The sequence below is a fragment of the Bacillus sp. OTU2372 genome, from assembly GCF_038440275.1.
GTDB lineage: Bacteria > Bacillota > Bacilli > Bacillales > Cytobacillaceae > Neobacillus > Neobacillus bataviensis_B.
In genome coordinates this window covers 88,611-107,314 of the sequence record NZ_JASATK010000017.1, presented here as the reverse complement: position 1 = coordinate 107,314, position 18,704 = coordinate 88,611, and the positions used below count along the sequence as shown (strand labels likewise).

Below are 18,704 nucleotides of genomic sequence, written 5' to 3'. Positions count from 1 at the left end.
GAAAAGGGGATGATGGAACATGATTAATAATATCGCAGTCATTGGCGGTGGTACGATGGGACGAGGAATCGCCTATACCGCTGCATTAGCTGGATTTGAAGTAACCTTACAAGATATATCTGAAGAGGCGATCACAAATGCCAGGGAATATATTGAAAACCTGTTTAAAAAAAACGTGGAAAAAGGATACATCCAATTTCATCAGGAAACTGAGGCGAAAAAAAATCTATCTTATACCACCCAGCTGCATGAGGCCGTACATAAAACGGACTTTGTCATAGAAGCAGCCCTGGAAATTATGGAGCTGAAAATCAATATCTTTAAACAATTAGATGAGTTTGCACCCGCTCACGCTATCTTGGCAACGAATACTTCAACGATGAGCCCGACAGAAATTGCTGCATCTACTAAAAGACCCGAGCAATGTATAGCGATGCACTTCTTTAATCCCGTTCATCGGATGAAATTAATCGAGGTTATTCGAGGATTGGATACATCTGATGCTACGGTAGAGGTAGTAAGGCAAGTTGCCGAAAAAATGGGAAAAGAAACGGTCGAAGTCAATGAGTTTCCAGGTTTTGTAACCAGCCGAATGAATTGTCTGATTGGAAACGAAGCTATGAACATGCTAATGGAAGGAGTGGCCTCAGCGGAAGACATTGATAAAGCCCTTAAACTTGGATTAAATCATCCGATGGGTCCACTTGAATTGGCGGATCTTGTAGGCTTGGACAGCCGCTTACGAAATATGGAATATCTGTATCATCAATTAGGAGAAAAGTATCGTCCATCACCCTTGCTAGTAAAATATGTGAAAGCGGGACGATTAGGAAGAAAGTCGGGCCGGGGATTTTACGAGTACAACAATAAATGAGAAGGAAAGAAGAGAATATGGACTTTAAATTATCAGAAGACATTGAATTTTTAAAACAGAGCATTCGGGATTTTATTGATAGCGAAGTGGATCCGCTTGCAATGGAGATCGAAGAGAAAGATGAAATTCCTGAAAAGATAATGACGATGTCAAAAGAAATGGGCTTGTTTGGACTAAGCATTCCGGAAGAATACGGCGGGACGGGAATCGGAATGGTTGGCAAGTGTGCCATTTATGAGGAATTAGGCCGAACACATAATGGGTATACAACCGTCATCGGTGCCCATACAGGGATCGGTTCAGTTGGGATTGTAGAGATGGGGAATGAAGAGCAAAAGCGAAAATATTTGCCAAGAATGGCAAAAGGGGAAATGATCGGTGCTTTTGCGTTAACTGAACCTAGTGCCGGTTCACATGCAACGAATCTGAAAACAACCGCGGTTAGAAAAGGGGATAAATTTATCTTAAATGGGAGCAAACATTATATTACAAATGCGCCTATAGCGGATGTTTTTACGGTTATGGCAGTGACAGATCCATCTAAAGGGGCAAAAGGAATTACCTCCTTTATCGTGGAGAAAGACTTTCCCGGATTTACAGTAGGAAAAATTGAAAAGAAAATGGGTTTACATGGATCCCAATCAGCGGAAATTTTCTTTGATGATTGTGAAGTTCCTGTTGAAAACGTCCTAGGCGAGGAAGGAAAAGGGTATGTCAACGCTCTAAAAATTCTTGCAAATGGCCGGGCGGGGCTTGCGGCAAGAAACCTGGGTTCTTGCGATAAGCTTTTAGAGATGTCACTTCAACATGCAAATAACAGAATCCAGTTTGGTAAGCCGATTTTTGAACAACAAATTATCCAGCACTACTTGGCAGAAATGGCTCTTGATATCGAAACATTACGGAGCATGACGTACCGTGTGGCATGGATGGTCGAACAACGTATGAAGGTCATAAAGGAAGCGTCCATGGTAAAACTGCTCGGTTCCGAGGTTTATAATCGCGTCGCAGATAAGGCTGTACAGATACACGGCGGAATTGGCTTTATTGCAGAATTCCCTGTCGAACGTTTTTACCGGGATGCAAGAATAACCAAGATTTATGAGGGTACATCTGAAATCCAGAAAAATATTATTGCGGCACAGTTGAAGCAGCAATATTTCTAATTTGCACTATAAGAGTTCAAGAATAGGAGGATGTCAGAAAATGAATATTTTAGTTTTGGTGAAACAAACCTTTGATACAGAGGAAAAGATTGCGATTAAAAATGGCCAGATAAGTGAGGATGGAGTCGAGTTTATCCTTAATCCGTATGATGAGTACGCAGTGGAAGAAGCCATGAAAATTAAGCAAGATACTGGTGCAGAAGTAACGGTATTAACGATAGGGGCTGCCCGGTCAGAGAGTGTTTTGCGAACAGCACTTGCAATGGGGGCAGATAAAGCGATTATTGTTGATTTAGAGGATGTGGCGGATGAGTATTCCATCGCCAAAATTATAAAAGCGGCCATTAAAGGACAGGAGTTCGATTTAGTTCTCGGTGGAAATATGGCGGTAGATTCCGGAGCAGGCCAAGTTGCCATTCGGGTTGCCGAAGAATTAGGGATTCCTCAAGTCTCAACGATTACCAAACTCTCTCTTGAAGGTAGTAAGGCAATCGTCGAACGCGATGTTGAAGGCGACGTGGAAGTCATTGAAGTGAATCTCCCATTCTTGGCAACCACTCAACAAGGATTAAACGAACCGCGTTATCCTTCTCTTCCTGGAATTATGAGAGCGAAGAAAAAGCCAATTGAGCGTTACACGTTAGAGGATCTGGAATTATCTGAAGATGACTTAGCTAATCGAACCTCTATTCAAGATCAATTTTTACCATCAAAGAAACAGGCAGGAAAAGTTTTAGAAGGTGAAATGGGCCAACAGGTTCGCGACCTTGTTAATTTGTTACGCAACGAAGTAAAAGTAGTTTGATTATTCAATGAAGGGGGAAAAATCACATGAGTAAAAAAGTACTTGTTTTTATAGAAAGCAAAGGTGGAAAGCTGCGAAATGTCTCTTTTGAAGCCTTGACAGTAGCAAATAAGGTGGCAGATGGGGGAGAAGTCAATGCAGTTATTTTTGGCCCCGGAGCAACTGAATTTGTACAGGAAGTTAGCCAATATGGATCCAATAAAGTATATGTTTTGGAACACGAAAGTCTGACAACCTATACAACTGATGCTTACACACAGGCACTATGTCAGCTTATTGAGGAAGTTCAGGCTGAAGTGATCCTCCTGGGACATACTGCCATTGGCAAAGACCTGGCCCCAAGGGTAACTGCAAGATTAGGTTCCGGCCTGGTGTCGGATTGCACAGGGGTGGAGCCAGAGGATGGCGAGATTGTCTTCACCCGGCCGATTTATGCAGGTAAAGCATTCCAAAAGAAGGTATTTTCCCAAGGGAAAGTGTTTGCAACTCTAAGGCCAAACAATTTTGAGCTAAAAGAAAATCCAGTGCAAGCTGAGGTTATTCCTTTCCAGCCGGTAATAAAGGATTTAAGAACAATTGTAAAAGAAATCGTTCGAAAAACAGCAAGTGGGGTAGACCTAAGTGAGGCAAAAATCATCGTTTCCGGTGGACGAGGAGTGAAAAGCAAAGATGGATTTAAGCCTCTTCAGGAATTATCTGAAGTATTAGGAGGCGCAGTTGGAGCATCACGCGGGGCTTGTGATGCGGAGTTTTGTGACTATGCACTGCAAATTGGTCAAACAGGAAAGGTCGTAACCCCTGATTTATATATCGCCTGTGGGATTTCCGGTGCCATTCAGCATTTGGCCGGTATGTCTAATTCTAAAGTGATCGTGGCCATCAACAAGGATCCGGAAGCGCCGATCTTTCAGATTGCCGACTACGGAATTGTTGGGGATTTATTTGAAGTTGTCCCTCTTATAACGGAAGAATTTAAAAAAGTATTGGTCACTGTTTAAAGTCTTAGTTACATGTTTATTCATTCGTTGCAAAGTGACGTACGTTTGAGTCCTCCCTTTTGAAAAAAAAGGGGGACTATTTTTACATTAGAAAAATTCATCAGTAGCTTTGTTACATTCGGGTCAGTAAGGGAACTAACAAAAACAGACAATTGGGGAGGACAAATGCTATCACTACTGAATCTACTGGCATTCATGGCTTTGGCAGGATATGCCACTTATTTGTTTGCTCAACTCGTTTACAGCCGATATTTGTTTGTGAAGCTTGGTAAAAAAGCTGATTTTGAGCGCAACCTCAAAGAACGAATCAATGCTGTGTTAGTGAATGGGTTTGGTCAGCGGAAATTGTTTAAGGACAAAAAAAGTGGTCTCATGCATTTAGTATTGTTTTATGGCTTTTTTATTATCCAGGTTGGACTCATTGAAATTATCATAAAAGGATTTATTAGAGGTTATGAATTTCCTTTCGGCAGCAGTCACAAATACTTTAGCTTGTTTGAGGAGTGGACTGTCTTCCTCATGTTGTGTGCGATGGTATATGCCTTTTATCGTCGATATATTGAAAAGTTAAGGCGTTTGCAATTAAAGCGGGATGCTAAAGCTGCGTTTGTAATTATTGCTCTTATCACACTGACTCTATCCATCCTGCTTACGCTGGGATTTGAAAAGATTATGCTGGGGGACAGCCCTGATTTCTTCTATTCTCCATTCTCTGGTGTAATTACAGCAGCATTCTCCGGTATAGGTAAGACCGCAGGTACAGTATTGTTTTACGTATTTTGGTGGTTACATATGATAACCGTATTTTCCTTTATGGTGTTCGTACCGCAGTCAAAGCAAGCGCATGAAGTGTTTGCGCTGTTCAACCTGTTTTTCAAGAAGGTTGGGCCAGTTGGAAGATTGAAAAAGATTGATTTTGATGATGAAGAAGTTGAGGAATACGGGGTTGGAAAAATCGAGGATTTTACAAGGCAGCAGTTGATTGATCTGTATGCATGTGCGGAATGCGGACGATGCACAAATATGTGTCCAGCATCCGTAACCGGAAAGACGTTATCTCCTATGAGCTTAATCGTTAAGTTGAGGGATCATTTGACAGAAAAAGGAGCAGTTGTTACCTCCCGCAGTCCATGGATGCCCAGTTATGTTTTTGGCTCTTCGGCATTATCTTTTTCATCGAGGTCTGGTTTGGCTGCTGAGGAAATTTCGGCAACCGTTGAAATGCCTAATTTGATTGGCGATGTCATTACCGAGGAAGAACTATGGGCTTGTACGACATGCAGGAATTGTGAAGACCAATGTCCAGTGGCGAATGAGCATGTAGACAAGATCATAGATTTACGACGTTATTTAGTGATGACCGAAGGCAATATGCCTCACGAGGCTACACGTTATTTTCAAAATATTGAGCGGCAAAGTAATCCATGGGGGATTAACCGGAAGGAGCGTAGCAAGTGGCGTGAAGAACGTGATGATATTCATGTTCCAACGGTAAATGAGGTAGAAGAATTTGAATATCTTTTTTGGGTAGGTTCGATGGGGTCCTTTGATAAAAGAAGTCAAAAGATTGTGCAGTCATTTGCCAAAATTATGAACAAGGCTGGGATCAGCTTTGCCATTCTTGGTAACGAAGAGCGCAATTCCGGAGATACCGCACGCAGAATGGGGAATGAATTCTTATTTCAACAATTATGTGAGGAAAATATTTCGAACTTTCAGGCTTATGGTGTGAAGAAAATTGTAACCATCGATCCTCACGCTTACAATACTTTTAAAAATGAATATCCTGAGTTTGGATTGGAAGCGGAGGTTTATCATCATACGGAGCTGATTTGGAAGTGGATCCAAGAAGGTCGGATTAAGCCGGTAAAAGAAGTCAAGGAAGCGATTGCGTATCATGATTCCTGTTATCTTGGTCGTTATAACAACATCTATGACATCCCAAGGCAAATTCTTACATCTATTCCAGGTGTCAAGATTCTTGAGATGGAACGGAATAAAGAAAATGCCATGTGCTGTGGGGCCGGCGGAGGCAGGATGTGGATTGAGGAAACCCAGGGGAAACGAATCAATGTTGAACGCGTCGAACAAGCGCTTCAGCTTAGTCCAACATTAATCGGAAGTAATTGTCCGTATTGTTTAACGATGTTAACCGATGGGACAAAAGCAAAGGAAGCGGAAGAACTAGTTAAAACAATGGATATAGCGGAGATCGTTGAGCGTTCATTGGCGGGATAATCGTTTCCTAGCCCTGTTGATCTAGCAAAGTATAAATAAGGAGTGATGGAACCATGCACTATGAAAATATTTTAGTAGAACAAACAGAACAAATTGGGGTCATTAAATTGAATCGGCCGGATGTTAGAAATGCGCTCGATGCCCAAACCTTGACGGAAATAAGCGATGCTTTTGATACCCTGGAAAATGGTGGAAGTGTTGGGGTAATTGTCTTTACAGGTTCTGGGGAAAAATCATTTGCAGCCGGAGCAGATATTCGGCTATTAAGAGAAAAGCAGCCCCTTGATGCGCTCATGCCGGGGATGTCCGGTGTCTATCGCAGGATTGAAAATTGCAATAAAGCAACAATTGCAGCTGTAAATGGATATGCATTGGGCGGAGGGTGTGAATTGGCAATGGCCTGTGATATTCGAGTTGCTGCTGATCATGCGAAATTCGGGCTCCCGGAACTCAATTTATCGATTATTCCGGGTGCAGGGGGAACTCAGCGTTTATCCCGAATCATTGGTAAGGGGAGAGCGCTGGATCTGATTCTAACCGGAGAAATGCTAACAGCAAAGCAGGCGGAAGAAATTGGGTTAGTCTCTAAGGTTGTACCGATGGAAGAGTTATGGCATTCCGTAAAAAATAAGGCTGAAAAGATTTTAGCAAAGGGTCCTCTGGCTGTAAGAATGGCCAAACTTGTGTTCAACCGTGGATTTGATACCGATATGGATACCGCATTACTAATTGAAAAAATGGCGCAGGCCGTTTTGTTTGGATCTCAAGATAAGTATGAAGGGACCCAGGCCTTTCTCGAGAAAAGGCAAGCATCTTTTATTGGTAAATAGCTGTATGACCTAGTAGGAGAAAACTCTTCTATCCTCATAATCAATTCTTGTGATTATGGGGATTTTTAATTTCTAAATTTCAACTCAGTATGTTTCATTCATGCAATAAATGGTTTTAATTTTTAAACAACCATGTGGTTACGTAAAAACAGAACCTATCTAAAAATCCATTTAATGAATAAAAAAATGGATAGATTCTACCTTATTTAAGCGATTTTATAAACAATTTACGATTTAAATCGATTGTTTTTAAAATTTTGGCATGTTAATTGCATCTAAATAAGTAAATAGATTAGAAAGGAGATATATATGAATAACAACTTGAGATATTTGTTCAATCCTGACAGTATAGCCATCATCGGGTGTTCACCGAATGCCAAAAAGATTGGTGGTAGACCGTTAGATTACCTTATCAAATATGGTTATAAAGGAAGGATCTATCCAATCAATCCAAACTATCAAGAAATCCGAGATTTAACATGCTATGAAACTATTAAAAATGTCCCAGGGGAAGTTGACCTGGCTATTATCGCCTTACCCCAAAAATTAGTGCTGAGTACCTTTCAAACCTGCATCGAAAAAAAGGTAAAGTCAGTGGTTATTTTTAGCTCAGGGTTCTCTGAAGTAGGTGACTTAGGGAAACAAGAACAAGATCAACTTACTAAATTAGCAAAGGAAAACAATATTCGTATTTTAGGTCCAAACTGTTTGGGTTTATTTAATGTAAGAAAAGGAATGTATGCTACATTCTCCACCATCTTGGAGGAAGAAGCACCTATACAGGGCGGGAAGATTGGTTTTGTCAGTCAAAGTGGAGCGTTTGGTTCTCACGTTTTTACATTGGCTAGACAGCATCATATTGGTTTCAGTCATTTTGTCGCTACTGGAAATGAAAGTGATATTGATGTTGCAGACTGTATTCAATATTTGGCTGAAGACGAAGAAACAGATGTCATTGCTTGCTATATTGAAGGGGCAAAAGACGGGAAGAAATTGATCGAAGCCTTTCAACTTGCAAAGCAAAAGAAAAAGCCAATTGTGATTCTAAAAGTTGGGAAAACCGATGTTGGTATGAAGGCAGCCATGTCCCACACTGGTTCCATGGTTGGTTCTGACGAAGTATATGATACGATTTTTCGTCAATATGGGGTTTATCGAGCCCATACGATTGAAGAGTTTATTGATGTCGCCCAGGCCTTTTCCGAATTACCGGCTGTCAATGGAAATCGGGTCGCTATATTCACGGTTTCAGGCGGAGTAGGAATCATGCTGGCGGATCAAGTAATGGAAAATGGCTTGGCCTTACCAGAAACACCGGAAGATGTCCAAAAAAGATTGAAAGAAATGCTTCCTATTGCAAGTGTTAAAAATCCGCTGGATACGACTGCACAAATCAACTTTATGCCTACTCTGTTAGAAGACTTTATGGAGGAAGTCTTAGAAAGTGGACAATTTGATTCAGCGATAGCGTTTTTAGGTTTCGCTGGTTTGAAAACGGATTCATTAAACACCAGAATTAAGTCACTTCTCAAAATAAAAGCGAAGTTCCCACAGATTCCTCTTGTTACTGTGACGTTAAATAATCCAGCTTCGAAGAAATTATTTTATGAAAAAGGAATAGTTGTTAACGAAGATCCAACGAGGGCTGTGAAAATGATATCAGCATTATATAAGCTGGGAAAAAACATGGAACCGGTTCAACCGGAGATTCAAAGAGAAAACAAGGATGTTAACCTATACGACATCATTTCATCTAGTTCAGCGGAATTGACTGAATATGCAAGCAAGCAAATTGTTGCTCAATACGATATTCCTGTTACAAAAGAAATATTGGCCAAAAGTGAAAAAGAAGCAGTCGAATTTGCAGAAGAGATCGGTTATCCGGTTGCTTTAAAAGGGATGTCACCTCAGATTTTACACAAAACAGAAAAGGGGCTTGTCCTTTTAAATGTAAAGGATCCTCAAGGGGTAAAGGAAGGCTTCAATCATTTGAAAAAAATTATTGATGAAACGGAGCAGGCAGACTTCGAAGGGGTATTGGTTCAAGAAATGCTTACCGAAAAATCGATGGAGATGTTTGTTGGTTCAAAAAAGGATCCCATTTTTGGACAAATGATCCTTGTGGGATTAGGCGGCATTTATATTGAAGCATTCAAAGATGTGGCTATGAGAAAAGCACCGGTTACCACGGAAATGGCCAAAGAAATGATTGAAGAACTAAAATCGAGCAAGCTGCTCAAAGAGTTCAGAGGAAATGCAGCGTACGATGTCAATGTATTATGTGAGTTAGTCTCGAAATTTAGTTACATGATTGATACTTGGGAGGAAGAGATTGAAGAGGCTGATCTCAATCCTACGATGGTATTTCGGAATGGCCTTGGTGTGAAGGTAGCAGATGCATTGATGAAGCTAGATAAAAAATCAGAAGTCATTTTAATGTGAACGGAGGTAATGGAATGGGAAGGCTAGCTGGGGAAATTGCAGTTGTAACGGGATCTGCTGGAGGAATCGGTTATGGGATCGCACATGCTTTTTTGCAAGAGGGTGCGAAAGTTTGTTTGAACGACGTTAATGAAACGTTGCTCATACAATCTGCTGAAACGCTTGCCAATGAATTCGGTTATGAAAATGTCACGTATTACAAAGGGAGCGTAAGCAGTACAGGAGATGCCTGCAGTTTAGTAGAACATACAGTAAAAACGTTCGGTGGGCTTACAGTAGCCGTAAATAATGCAGGCGGAGCATTTGGAACTCCGCTGCAGTTTGAACAATTGACGGAGGAAGATTGGGACCGTGTATTGGGTGTCAACTTGAAAGGAACATTCCTTGTATCACAAGCGGCTGTCAATGTCATGAAAGGCAACAAGCGTGGAAGTATTATCAACATGTCGTCCGTGACCGCAAAAAAAGGTATGAAGACCGTCAATGTCGCCTATGCGGCCGCAAAAGGTGGGATTGCTTCCTTCACTAGAAAGCTTGCCTACGATGTGGGACAATATGGCATCCGTGTGAATGCGGTCGCGCCTGGAAGCATCATCAGCGGTGAAAAAATTAAGAAGCTTCATAGCGATAATGCGGAAGCGGTTAAACGATTCCGTGATGAACTGCTGGTTAATTTCGTAGGGGAGCCAATTGACGTTGCAAACGCGGCAGTGTTTTTGGCTTCGAATGAGTCCCGGTATATCACGGGCGAAGTGATGGAAATTAACGGCGGGGTCTATATGGGGTAATTCAAATTTGAAACCCAAAAGTTTTGAGATTGAAACAGATCGTGTTGAATTCAACTCTAGTTTGCAGGAATTTTCAGAAAATAGTCTTATAAATTTTCCTTATTATAAAGGGAAAACTCCATAATCCTGAAAAAAATATGATCTTTTAACTATTTTGGCACGTTTTTTGCATCAAGATTAAGTATAAAGAATAAAAAACAATCCCTGAGGAGGAACAATCATGAATTTTAACCCACCAGAAGATACGATTGATATTATTAATGGTCTTAGACAATTTATTGATAAAGTTGTCATTCCTTTGGAAGAGGAAAACTCTCAGTTACTTTATAATGAGAGAAAATATTATTTAGAGAATGGAAAACGTCATCCAAAAGTAGAAGAATTAAGAAAAATAGTAAGAATGGAATCAGCAAAAGCTGGATTTTACACAATGTTTGGAGCTCAGGAACTTGGGGGAGAGGAACTTGGCCCTATTACATCCATGTTAGTTCAAGAAGCCATTGGTAAGTACTATGCCAATCGAAAATTGATCGATGCAGTCGTCATCCCTTCCCCATTTACAAATGGATTAACCCCAGTATTAAAAGGGTTGAAACAAGAGCTTAAAGACAGGTATTTGGAAGGAATTCGAACAGGAGAGAAAACACTTTGTTTTGGCTTGACGGAGCCTGATGCAGGATCAGATGTATGGGGAATTAAAACGAAAGCCGTTAAAGAAGGAAACGAATGGGTTATCAATGGCACGAAACAATGGATTACAAATGCTCCGTATGCAGATTATTGTATGTTATTTGCTGTAACAAATCCTGAGCTGCAAGCAAAACGGAGAGGCGGAATCACTTGTTTCTTTGTTGAAACGAAAAGCGAAGGATTTAATGTAGACTCGGTTATTCCGGTTATGGGAGAGCTTGGCGGTGATGCCGGAATTATTAGTTTAGAAAATTTACGAGTGCCGGAAGAGAATATCATTGGGGAATTAGACAATGGCTTTTCAAGGGCGATGAATGGGATTAATAATGGACGACTTGGGATGAGTGGTAAATGTATTGGATCTGCACAATGGGCTCTCAAGCAAGCAGTTGATTATGCAAATATTCGCCAGACTTTCGGAAAGAAAATTGGTGAACACCAAATGGTTCAAAATATGTTGGCAGAATGCGCAATGGATATTTATGCTGCTCGAAATATGGCTCTCCACTGTGCCTGGAAATGTGAAAATACGAAGACACAGCCTACTAAAGAGATATCGATGGTTAAAGCCTTCTGTACCGAAATGGTAGGACGTGTGTATGATAGAGCGATGCAGATTCATGGGGGAATCGGTCTTTCAAATGAACTTAAATTAGAAGCAGGCTATCGCCATTCAAGAATACTTCGTATACCAGACGGAACTTCTGAAATTCATCGACGTACCATTGCTAAGAGTCTATTAAAAGGGGATTTGAATTTTAACTAACTAGCTCTTTATTAGGAGAAGGAGGATGTAAAAATGGAAGAACAATGTATATTGGTTGAAAAAAAAGGTCGTATTGCCTATGTCATCTTGAACCGTCCAAATAAATTAAATGCGTTGAACAATCAGCTGCTTACGGAGCTTGATGGGGCATTAGCAGATATCGAAAAAGATGACGATGTTAGTGTTGTCATTTTAAAAGGAAATGGACGTGCTTTTAGTGTAGGATATGATATTGGCAAATATACGCACCCTACAGTTACAGAAGATAGGGATCGATTAGAAGAATTTACTCGAAGATGGTTAAGAGTGTGGGAATATCCAAAGCCAATCATTGCACAGGTCCATGGATATGCTTTAGCTGGAGGTACTCAGTTGCTGGCGTCTTGTGACATCGTTATTACCTCAGAAGATGCGCAATTTGGTTTCCCTTCATTACCTCTTGGCGGCGGCTTTGTCGGTATATACTGGGGATGGCATGTAGGATTTCAAAGAGCAAAATTATTAGATTTAACTGCAGGAAGCAAAATTAGCGGGAAAGAAGCTACGGAATATGGATTTGCAGCTCGTTGCTTTAAAGAAAATGAACTTGAGGAAAAAACGTTAGAGATCGCACGCGGAATCGCTAAAACTCCTCTGGATATTTTGAAATTAAAGAAGCAAGCCCATAATCGAATGATGGATTTACAAGGATTTAGGACTGGCGTATTATTTGGACCTGAACAGGATGCCATTATTCATACGACAGAAGGAATCAAATTAATGAGAGATAAGATTGATGAATTAGGTTTGAAAGCCGCCATTCAGTGGTTCAATGAACAAGATGTGTAATTGGAGGTCCTACCATGGGATTATTTGATGGGAAAATTGCCATTGTTACTGGTGGAGCACGAGGGGTTGGCGAAGTGACAGTAAGGCAGCTGCTTATGCAAGGAGCGAAAGTAGCTATTTTTGACAGGTTGGCAGAAGGTGCTAAAAAGAAGTTTAAAGACCATGAGGAACGTATTCTAGAGATTACCGTAGATGTTAGTAATCTTAGCGATGTAGAAAAAGCCGTCCGATTAGTGGGAGAAACCTATCATCGAATTGATGTTTTAGTTAATAATGCAGGGATCTTACAAGATAATTTTATTGAGGAAATGACAGAAGAAGAATGGGATCAAGTGATAGATATCAATCTCAAAGGTAGTTTTAATTGTTGTAAAGCTGTAACTCCTTATATGAAAAGACAAAAATATGGAAAAATTGTCAATGTTTCTTCCCTTGCCGCCTTAGGTGCAACTGCAAGAGTAAACTATGCTGCTTCAAAAGCTGGAATTCAAGGAATGACCAGAGCACTAGCCTTGGAGCTGGGACATTCTGGCATATTCGTTAATGCGGTAGCTCCAGGGTACATAGAGACCGACATGAACAGGGTATCAGAAGCATTTGCAAGTAAAAGGGGAATTGCTGACTTTGATTCATTCAAGAAAGCGTATATAGCTAAAAACCCTATTCAACGATTTGGCCAACCAGAAGATGTTGCGAATGTAATTGAATTTTTAGCCTCAGATAAGTCGGCCTATGTAACAGGTCAGATCATTTATGTTTCGGGATCACCCGGATTGTAAAGGCTTTTCAGTGCCGCCTAATTCAATATAGTAGAGGTGTGTAAAAATGTCGGTAGATACTCAAAGAGAAGAGCTGGGCTATTGGAATTCGACTTTAAATTATTTGTTCGAGAAGGATCCTGAGTTTTTTGAAATATACAAAAGGTTCGTTTCCACTCCTTATAAAAATAATGTAATTGACGCGAAATCCAGAGAATTAATCCTTGTGGCTTTAAGCTCATCACCCACTAGTCTTTGTAAAGTAACATTAGAGATTCATATGAAAAATGCAATTTCTCAAGGAGCCACTGAAAAGGAAATTTTAGAGGTCTTAAAATTAGTAAGTGTTTTAGGAGTGCATACTTGTGCGGTTAGCGTCCCTAGTTTAGTTGACGAATATGAAAAATATAGTAATCAGTCAATCGAGCCTAACCTGAATAACAAACAGATGAAGTTAAAAGAACATTTTATAGACAAGATGGGTTATTGGAATTCATTTCGCGATATTCTTTTAGATAATGATGAGAATTTTTTTGAGAGTTATTCGGATTATCTAACGAATCCATGGGAAAGCAATATATTAAGTCCAAAATTAAAAGAGTTTATCTATATAGCCATTGATAGTTCGACCACTCATTTATTTGATGCAGGGACAAGAGTTCATATTCGTAATGCCTTCAAGTACGGAGCAACATTTGAAGAGATCATGGAAGTTTTCAAATTAACTAGTGCGCAAGGTATAAATACTTTTTATGTGAGTCTTCCAATCTTAAAAGATATTTTTTCTGAGAAGGATGAATGAAGTCTTTAAAAACCTAGCTTTGAGCCAATATTGAAACATAGATGTTTCAAAAATGCGACATTTATTTTGAGAAAACGCAGGTAAATAGTATAAAATAAGTGAGAATAGTAGAAATATTTGTATATTTATATGGGGTTCAACGACAAAATTTTTGATTTATTTCTAAATTGGAACAATTATTGCATGTATACTTAGTAAAATTAAATTTCAAGTAGAGGAGTTTTTATAATGGCGATTTTAGGAAAAGATATGACGTTTGGTTTGTTCTTTTTGAATTCTGTTGCTCCTTGGAAAACGGATGCAGAAGAATTGCGGGATGGTTTAGAGCAAATTAAGGTAGCAGATAAGCTCGGATTTCATACAGCATGGATTGCAGAGCATAATGCCCGAGCCTATGGTGTTGTTAGCTCCACATCCGTTTACTTGGCAGCAGCTGCAGCTCAAACTTCTAATATTATGCTAGGTTCTGCAGTATCCCGTATACCTTTACATCATCCACTACAAATCGCAGAGGATATGGCATTAGTAGATGTCATCAGCAATGGAAGATTGTATTTGGGAGTCGGGAAAGGGTATGACCAATTAGAATATGAAGCCTATAATATTAATTTTGAAGAACGCCATGAAAGGTACCTGGAGTCATTAGATATTATTACAACAGCTTTAAAAAATCACAAAGTTACGTATTCCGGAAAGTTTTATGATATAAAGGACATCCCAGTTTATCCGAGACCTGTTCAACCTTCAGGACCACCAATCTTTGTAATGGTATCAGGAAATGATGCTTCCATGATTAATGCAGCAAAGCAAGGACATTCATTTGTGTTAGGTGGAATTACAAATGAGGATACAAAACATAAGATTGATCTATATAAAAAGACTGCTTTAGAATCAGGCTTGACACAGGAATATGTCACAGATGCAGTTGCACGCTCAGGAAAACTATTGTTCTGTTATGTCGCTGAAACGACTGAGCAAGCTCAAGAGGAGTATAGAAGAGGCCTGGAATGGTATATGAGCGAGCGCGATAATCGCCCAACTTTTGGAGTCATTACTCGAGAACGTAATGTAGATTATGAACGCTTTTTAACCTCTGACAATACACTAGTGGGTTCACCAGAAAAGGTCATTGAGGATATTAAACGTTATAAGGAAGTAACTGGTTTAAATAATATCATTCTATGGATGAATATTGGCGGACAGCAACAAAAGCAAGTATTAAAGTCAATGGAGCTGTTTGCTGAAAAAGTAATGCCTCATTTTGTTGAAGAGAAAAGTCTTGTTAAATAAAAGCGGTTTCAAAATAAATAGAGGATAGTAGTTTTAAAGACATCTTAACCTAAGTTTATTTCTAAATATCAGAATACTTATAATTTTGTATCCGCTTTCTAGCCCTTTCTAGGCTGGAAAGTGGATGAACCATGTTAAATCAAGCATTTCGCGTTAGGAAATAGTAGAAAGTACATATGGAGGGGAATATGAAGCAAATTAATTCGGTTTTGGGTCCGGTAGAAGTAGATCAATTAGGAAAGACATTGATTCATGAACATTTAAGAACAAGGGCAGAAAGTGTAGCTGTCCAATTTCCGCATTTGTATGATGCGGAAGAAGAATATCAATTAGCCATGAATCAAGTAACAGGAGTTAAAAACAGAGGTGTTAAAACAATCTTTGATCCCACTGTAATGGGGCTGGATCGGGATATTCGATTCATGAAAAAGGTTTCAGAAGATTCTGGTGTTCAAATCATTGCAGCAACTGGAATTTATACTTTTAATGATTTGCCCACTCGATTTAGAGCAAACGATATCGAATTTATGGCTGATCAATTCGTAAGAGACATAGAAGTTGGCGTTCAAAACACTGAGATTAAAGCAGGATTTTTAAAATGTGCAACCGATGTTCAAGGCATGACTCCTGACGTAGAAAAAGTCGTAAGAGCAGTTGCCCGCGCCCATCATAGTACAGGTGTCCCAATCATGACTCACTCTGCTCCTGCAAAAGAGACTGGTTTATTACAGATTAAAATCTTCGAAGAAGAAGGTGTGGATCTAAGTAAAGTATTAATAGGGCATTGCGGGGATACGGATAATTTAGATTATTTGGAGAGAGTTCTCGATAAAGGTGTTTATATCGGAATGGATCGCTATGGTATTACTTCTTTAGTAACTACTGAACAAAGGAATGATACCCTTCGAGCTTTAATTGAAAAGGGATATGCAAATAGAATGTTTTTGTCACAAGACTATTGTTGTACAACCGATCTTTATAAACCGGAAAGTTTAAAAAAGGTAAAACATCCTGATTGGTCAATGACATTCCTGCTGGATAAGGTCATTCCAACACTCTTATCTCAAGGAATTGCCGAAGAAGATATTCATTTGATGATGTTCGAGAACGTCAAAAATTGGCTGAGTTAATTCAGGAGCCTATCATATAAAGGCATCACTAGCACAATCATTGTGTTAATGACGGCCAGATTTCAAAGGAGGTTGCCATGAAGCTTTTTGTAAGTGGCTTTTCACCTATCGATCAATATGTAGAAGAAGAGATAAAAATTAGGAAAGCAAATTTTCAGGAACTAGTCGTTCAAAAACTAGAGTCTACTGATATCCTGAAAAACCCTACCTATATTCAGAATGATGACGTATTAATTTGCGGGGCTACTATATTTGAAGTTTTTAAAAAAATAAACGTTAGGGGACAGTTAGTTCCTTTAAGAGTTCAAACGAGCGACTTTTTGAAAGCCCTGGGCCAGGCAGCTCTGGTAGGAGAAGAAGTAAATATTATCAATTATAAAGAAGTATTTTTGAAAAACGATTTGGCAGAACTAGAACGTGTTTTCAATGTAAAGATTCATCAATATTATTATCCAGATACGGAATCAGCTGATGCCTTAATTGATGAACTGCTAGAGAAAAAACAAAGTATTGTAATAGGTTCTGGTTTAATCGTTTCGAAAGCTTTAGAAAAGGGCATGAAAGGGTTCATTTGGTATGGCAAAGAGAGTGTGAAGGTGGCTGTCGATATTGCCTTTAATTTATTACTGACCCGTTTTGAGGAGCAAAGTAACCATAAAAGGCAAGAATATATTTTAGATCATTTCAATGATGGTGTTATTAGTTTGAATGTGGTTGGAAGAATCATTCAAATTAATCAAAAGGCAGTTGAGTTGCTGGGACTTGAAAAATATAGAGATATAAGAGGACTCAGCATAAAAGAAATAGAAGAGTTTGATTTTCTATCTGAATATTTGAAAAATTCTACCTCTATAAAAGATAAGCTACTAGAGTACCAAAATAAAACTTTATATATAAATTCCTTTCCCATTACTGTAAAAGGGGAAAATGATGGATCTGTGATCATTATTTCTGATGCAGTAGAAATTCAGAAACACGAGAAAAAAATAAGAAGAAAACTCTACGATGATTCAAATAGAGCGATATATGAATTTGACGATATTATCGGGAAAAGTGAAGTCATGGAAAAGTTAAAATACAAGGCTAAAAAGTTTGCTAAAACAGATGCCAACGTATTAATTATTGGCGAATCGGGTACAGGAAAGGAGCTATTTGCTCAAAGTATTCATAATGCGAGTTCACGTTCGAAAGAACCATTTATCGCGATCAATTGTGCGGCCATACCGGAAAATCTAATGGAATCGGAATTCTTTGGCTACAATGAAGGGGCTTTTACAGGGGCCATTAAGGGAGGAAAGCCGGGACTATTCGAGCTTGCTCATAAAGGAACGGTTTTTTTAGATGAATTGGGAGAAATTCCATTAAGTATGCAGTCAAAGTTGCTAAGAATTCTCCAAGAAAGGGTAGTACGAAGAGTAGGAAGTGCGACGTCCATTCCGATTGATGTGAGAATCATAGCTGCAACGAATGTAAATCTTTTAGAACAAGTAAGACAGGGAAAGTTTCGCTTAGATTTATTTTATCGTATTAGCGTGTTGAATCTAAAATTACCATCATTAAATGAGCGTAAACAGGACTTGGAGGATTTGGTCTTATCTTATACATTATGCAAACATCCAAATTTTATTAGTGTCATTGAGAGATGGATTAAAGAAATTACCAAACAATTAAATCAGTACCATTGGAAAGGGAATATTCGAGAATTAGAAAATAACTTAGAGAGATTTTTCGCCTATCTGGAATCTCCAGTTAACATAACGAAACAGGATGTTTTAAATAACTTGATCGAGACCTTAGAAGACAATAATTTTCTCTCCATAAAGCAGGTTCCTGATCATGAGTCCTATCAAACCATTATAAAAGAAGCTGAGATTAATACCATTAAAAGAGTCTTGAAAAAGACAAATGGGAATAAAAAAGATGCAGCAGAAATTTTGGGTATGAGCAGAAGTACTTTATGGAGGAAATTAAGTGAAACTGATGCATCTAAATTGTAAAGGTCCGATGTTCTGACTTCAGGCTAATCTCAGATAGGTAGATTTATTCAACTGCATGTAAGTCATGAGGAAAGATGCAGAATGCAATGAAAAAATGTTTGTTTCCACTCTTTTGTAGTGGTTAAACAATAAATAGCCCCTTCTCGAAACACTGAGGGCTGCAAGAAAAAAGGTTTATTTCATTTTCTGTGAGGGGAGGGATGCCATGGAGTAGATGTTCAAATAAGAAAGTGGTTGGTCTTTTTTAGAGGGATAGGTTACAAACAATAATTTTACGATAGCAAAATTACCTATTTTTATCT

Annotated in this window: 15 protein-coding genes; all 15 read left to right on the top strand. The window is 39.1% G+C overall.

Features of this window, described 5'->3' with window-relative positions; all coding sequences use genetic code 11:
* Positions 1 to 22 precede the first annotated feature (22 nt).
* The 15 genes from AAHB15_RS21780 to AAHB15_RS21710 all read left to right on the top strand — a co-directional run bounded on the left by AAHB15_RS21780 (position 23) and on the right by AAHB15_RS21710 (position 18,402).
* Positions 23 to 874, top strand: coding sequence for a 3-hydroxyacyl-CoA dehydrogenase (locus AAHB15_RS21780; protein WP_342043343.1), 852 nt, complete (start codon positions 23 to 25; stop codon positions 872 to 874).
* Between the two features lie 17 nt (positions 875 to 891).
* Positions 892 to 2,040 carry an acyl-CoA dehydrogenase family protein gene (locus AAHB15_RS21775; protein WP_342043329.1) on the top strand — a complete coding sequence of 383 codons (1,149 nt, stop codon included), beginning with the start codon at positions 892 to 894 and terminating at the stop codon, positions 2,038 to 2,040.
* Positions 2,041 to 2,080: 40 nt separating this feature from the next.
* Complete coding sequence (locus tag AAHB15_RS21770) at positions 2,081 to 2,845, top strand: electron transfer flavoprotein subunit beta/FixA family protein (RefSeq protein WP_342043328.1); 765 nt, start codon at positions 2,081 to 2,083, stop codon at positions 2,843 to 2,845.
* Between the two features lie 26 nt (positions 2,846 to 2,871).
* Positions 2,872 to 3,843, top strand: a complete 972-nt coding sequence (locus AAHB15_RS21765; protein WP_342043327.1) for an electron transfer flavoprotein subunit alpha/FixB family protein — start codon at positions 2,872 to 2,874, stop codon at positions 3,841 to 3,843.
* Between the two features lie 165 nt (positions 3,844 to 4,008).
* Positions 4,009 to 6,081, top strand: a complete 2,073-nt coding sequence (locus AAHB15_RS21760) for a (Fe-S)-binding protein (protein ID WP_342043326.1) — start codon at positions 4,009 to 4,011, stop codon at positions 6,079 to 6,081.
* A gap of 53 nt (positions 6,082 to 6,134) precedes the next feature.
* Positions 6,135 to 6,911 carry an enoyl-CoA hydratase/isomerase family protein gene (locus AAHB15_RS21755; protein WP_342043325.1) on the top strand — a complete coding sequence of 259 codons (777 nt, stop codon included), beginning with the start codon at positions 6,135 to 6,137 and terminating at the stop codon, positions 6,909 to 6,911.
* A 309-nt stretch (positions 6,912 to 7,220) separates the two neighbouring features.
* Complete coding sequence (locus tag AAHB15_RS21750) at positions 7,221 to 9,353, top strand: acetate--CoA ligase family protein (protein WP_342043324.1); 2,133 nt, start codon at positions 7,221 to 7,223, stop codon at positions 9,351 to 9,353.
* A gap of 14 nt (positions 9,354 to 9,367) precedes the next feature.
* Positions 9,368 to 10,141, top strand: coding sequence for an SDR family NAD(P)-dependent oxidoreductase (locus tag AAHB15_RS21745; protein ID WP_144568478.1), 774 nt, complete (start codon positions 9,368 to 9,370; stop codon positions 10,139 to 10,141).
* 220 nt (positions 10,142 to 10,361) lie between these two features.
* Entirely contained in the window at positions 10,362 to 11,597 is a 1,236-nt protein-coding gene (locus AAHB15_RS21740) for an acyl-CoA dehydrogenase family protein (protein WP_342043323.1), read from the top strand.
* A gap of 33 nt (positions 11,598 to 11,630) precedes the next feature.
* Positions 11,631 to 12,425: an enoyl-CoA hydratase-related protein gene (locus AAHB15_RS21735; protein ID WP_342043322.1), complete on the top strand. Its 795-nt coding sequence runs from the start codon at positions 11,631 to 11,633 to the stop codon at positions 12,423 to 12,425.
* A 14-nt stretch (positions 12,426 to 12,439) separates the two neighbouring features.
* Entirely contained in the window at positions 12,440 to 13,204 is a 765-nt protein-coding gene (locus AAHB15_RS21730; protein ID WP_342043321.1) for an SDR family NAD(P)-dependent oxidoreductase, read from the top strand.
* A 46-nt stretch (positions 13,205 to 13,250) separates the two neighbouring features.
* Positions 13,251 to 13,985, top strand: coding sequence for a carboxymuconolactone decarboxylase family protein (locus AAHB15_RS21725; RefSeq protein WP_342043320.1), 735 nt, complete (start codon positions 13,251 to 13,253; stop codon positions 13,983 to 13,985).
* 228 nt (positions 13,986 to 14,213) lie between these two features.
* Entirely contained in the window at positions 14,214 to 15,275 is a 1,062-nt protein-coding gene (locus AAHB15_RS21720) for an LLM class flavin-dependent oxidoreductase (RefSeq protein ID WP_342043319.1), read from the top strand.
* A 188-nt stretch (positions 15,276 to 15,463) separates the two neighbouring features.
* Positions 15,464 to 16,405, top strand: a complete 942-nt coding sequence (locus AAHB15_RS21715; RefSeq protein WP_342043318.1) for a phosphotriesterase family protein — start codon at positions 15,464 to 15,466, stop codon at positions 16,403 to 16,405.
* Positions 16,406 to 16,482: 77 nt separating this feature from the next.
* On the top strand, positions 16,483 to 18,402 hold the full coding sequence (locus AAHB15_RS21710) for a sigma 54-interacting transcriptional regulator (RefSeq protein WP_342043317.1): 1,920 nt from the start codon (positions 16,483 to 16,485) through the stop codon (positions 18,400 to 18,402).
* The last annotated feature ends 302 nt before the right edge of the window (positions 18,403 to 18,704 follow it).

Coding starts and splice junctions, on each gene's coding strand:
- AAHB15_RS21765 (WP_342043327.1), top strand. CDS start 2,872: ATGAGTAAAAAAGTACTTGTTTTTATAGAAAGCAAAGGTGGAAAGCTG.
- AAHB15_RS21725 (WP_342043320.1), top strand. CDS start 13,251: ATGTCGGTAGATACTCAAAGAGAAGAGCTGGGCTATTGGAATTCGACT.
- AAHB15_RS21715 (WP_342043318.1), top strand. CDS start 15,464: ATGAAGCAAATTAATTCGGTTTTGGGTCCGGTAGAAGTAGATCAATTA.
- AAHB15_RS21720 (WP_342043319.1), top strand. CDS start 14,214: ATGGCGATTTTAGGAAAAGATATGACGTTTGGTTTGTTCTTTTTGAAT.
- AAHB15_RS21740 (WP_342043323.1), top strand. CDS start 10,362: ATGAATTTTAACCCACCAGAAGATACGATTGATATTATTAATGGTCTT.
- AAHB15_RS21710 (WP_342043317.1), top strand. CDS start 16,483: ATGAAGCTTTTTGTAAGTGGCTTTTCACCTATCGATCAATATGTAGAA.
- AAHB15_RS21745 (WP_144568478.1), top strand. CDS start 9,368: ATGGGAAGGCTAGCTGGGGAAATTGCAGTTGTAACGGGATCTGCTGGA.
- AAHB15_RS21770 (WP_342043328.1), top strand. CDS start 2,081: ATGAATATTTTAGTTTTGGTGAAACAAACCTTTGATACAGAGGAAAAG.
- AAHB15_RS21760 (WP_342043326.1), top strand. CDS start 4,009: ATGCTATCACTACTGAATCTACTGGCATTCATGGCTTTGGCAGGATAT.
- AAHB15_RS21735 (WP_342043322.1), top strand. CDS start 11,631: ATGGAAGAACAATGTATATTGGTTGAAAAAAAAGGTCGTATTGCCTAT.
- AAHB15_RS21755 (WP_342043325.1), top strand. CDS start 6,135: ATGCACTATGAAAATATTTTAGTAGAACAAACAGAACAAATTGGGGTC.
- AAHB15_RS21730 (WP_342043321.1), top strand. CDS start 12,440: ATGGGATTATTTGATGGGAAAATTGCCATTGTTACTGGTGGAGCACGA.
- AAHB15_RS21750 (WP_342043324.1), top strand. CDS start 7,221: ATGAATAACAACTTGAGATATTTGTTCAATCCTGACAGTATAGCCATC.
- AAHB15_RS21775 (WP_342043329.1), top strand. CDS start 892: ATGGACTTTAAATTATCAGAAGACATTGAATTTTTAAAACAGAGCATT.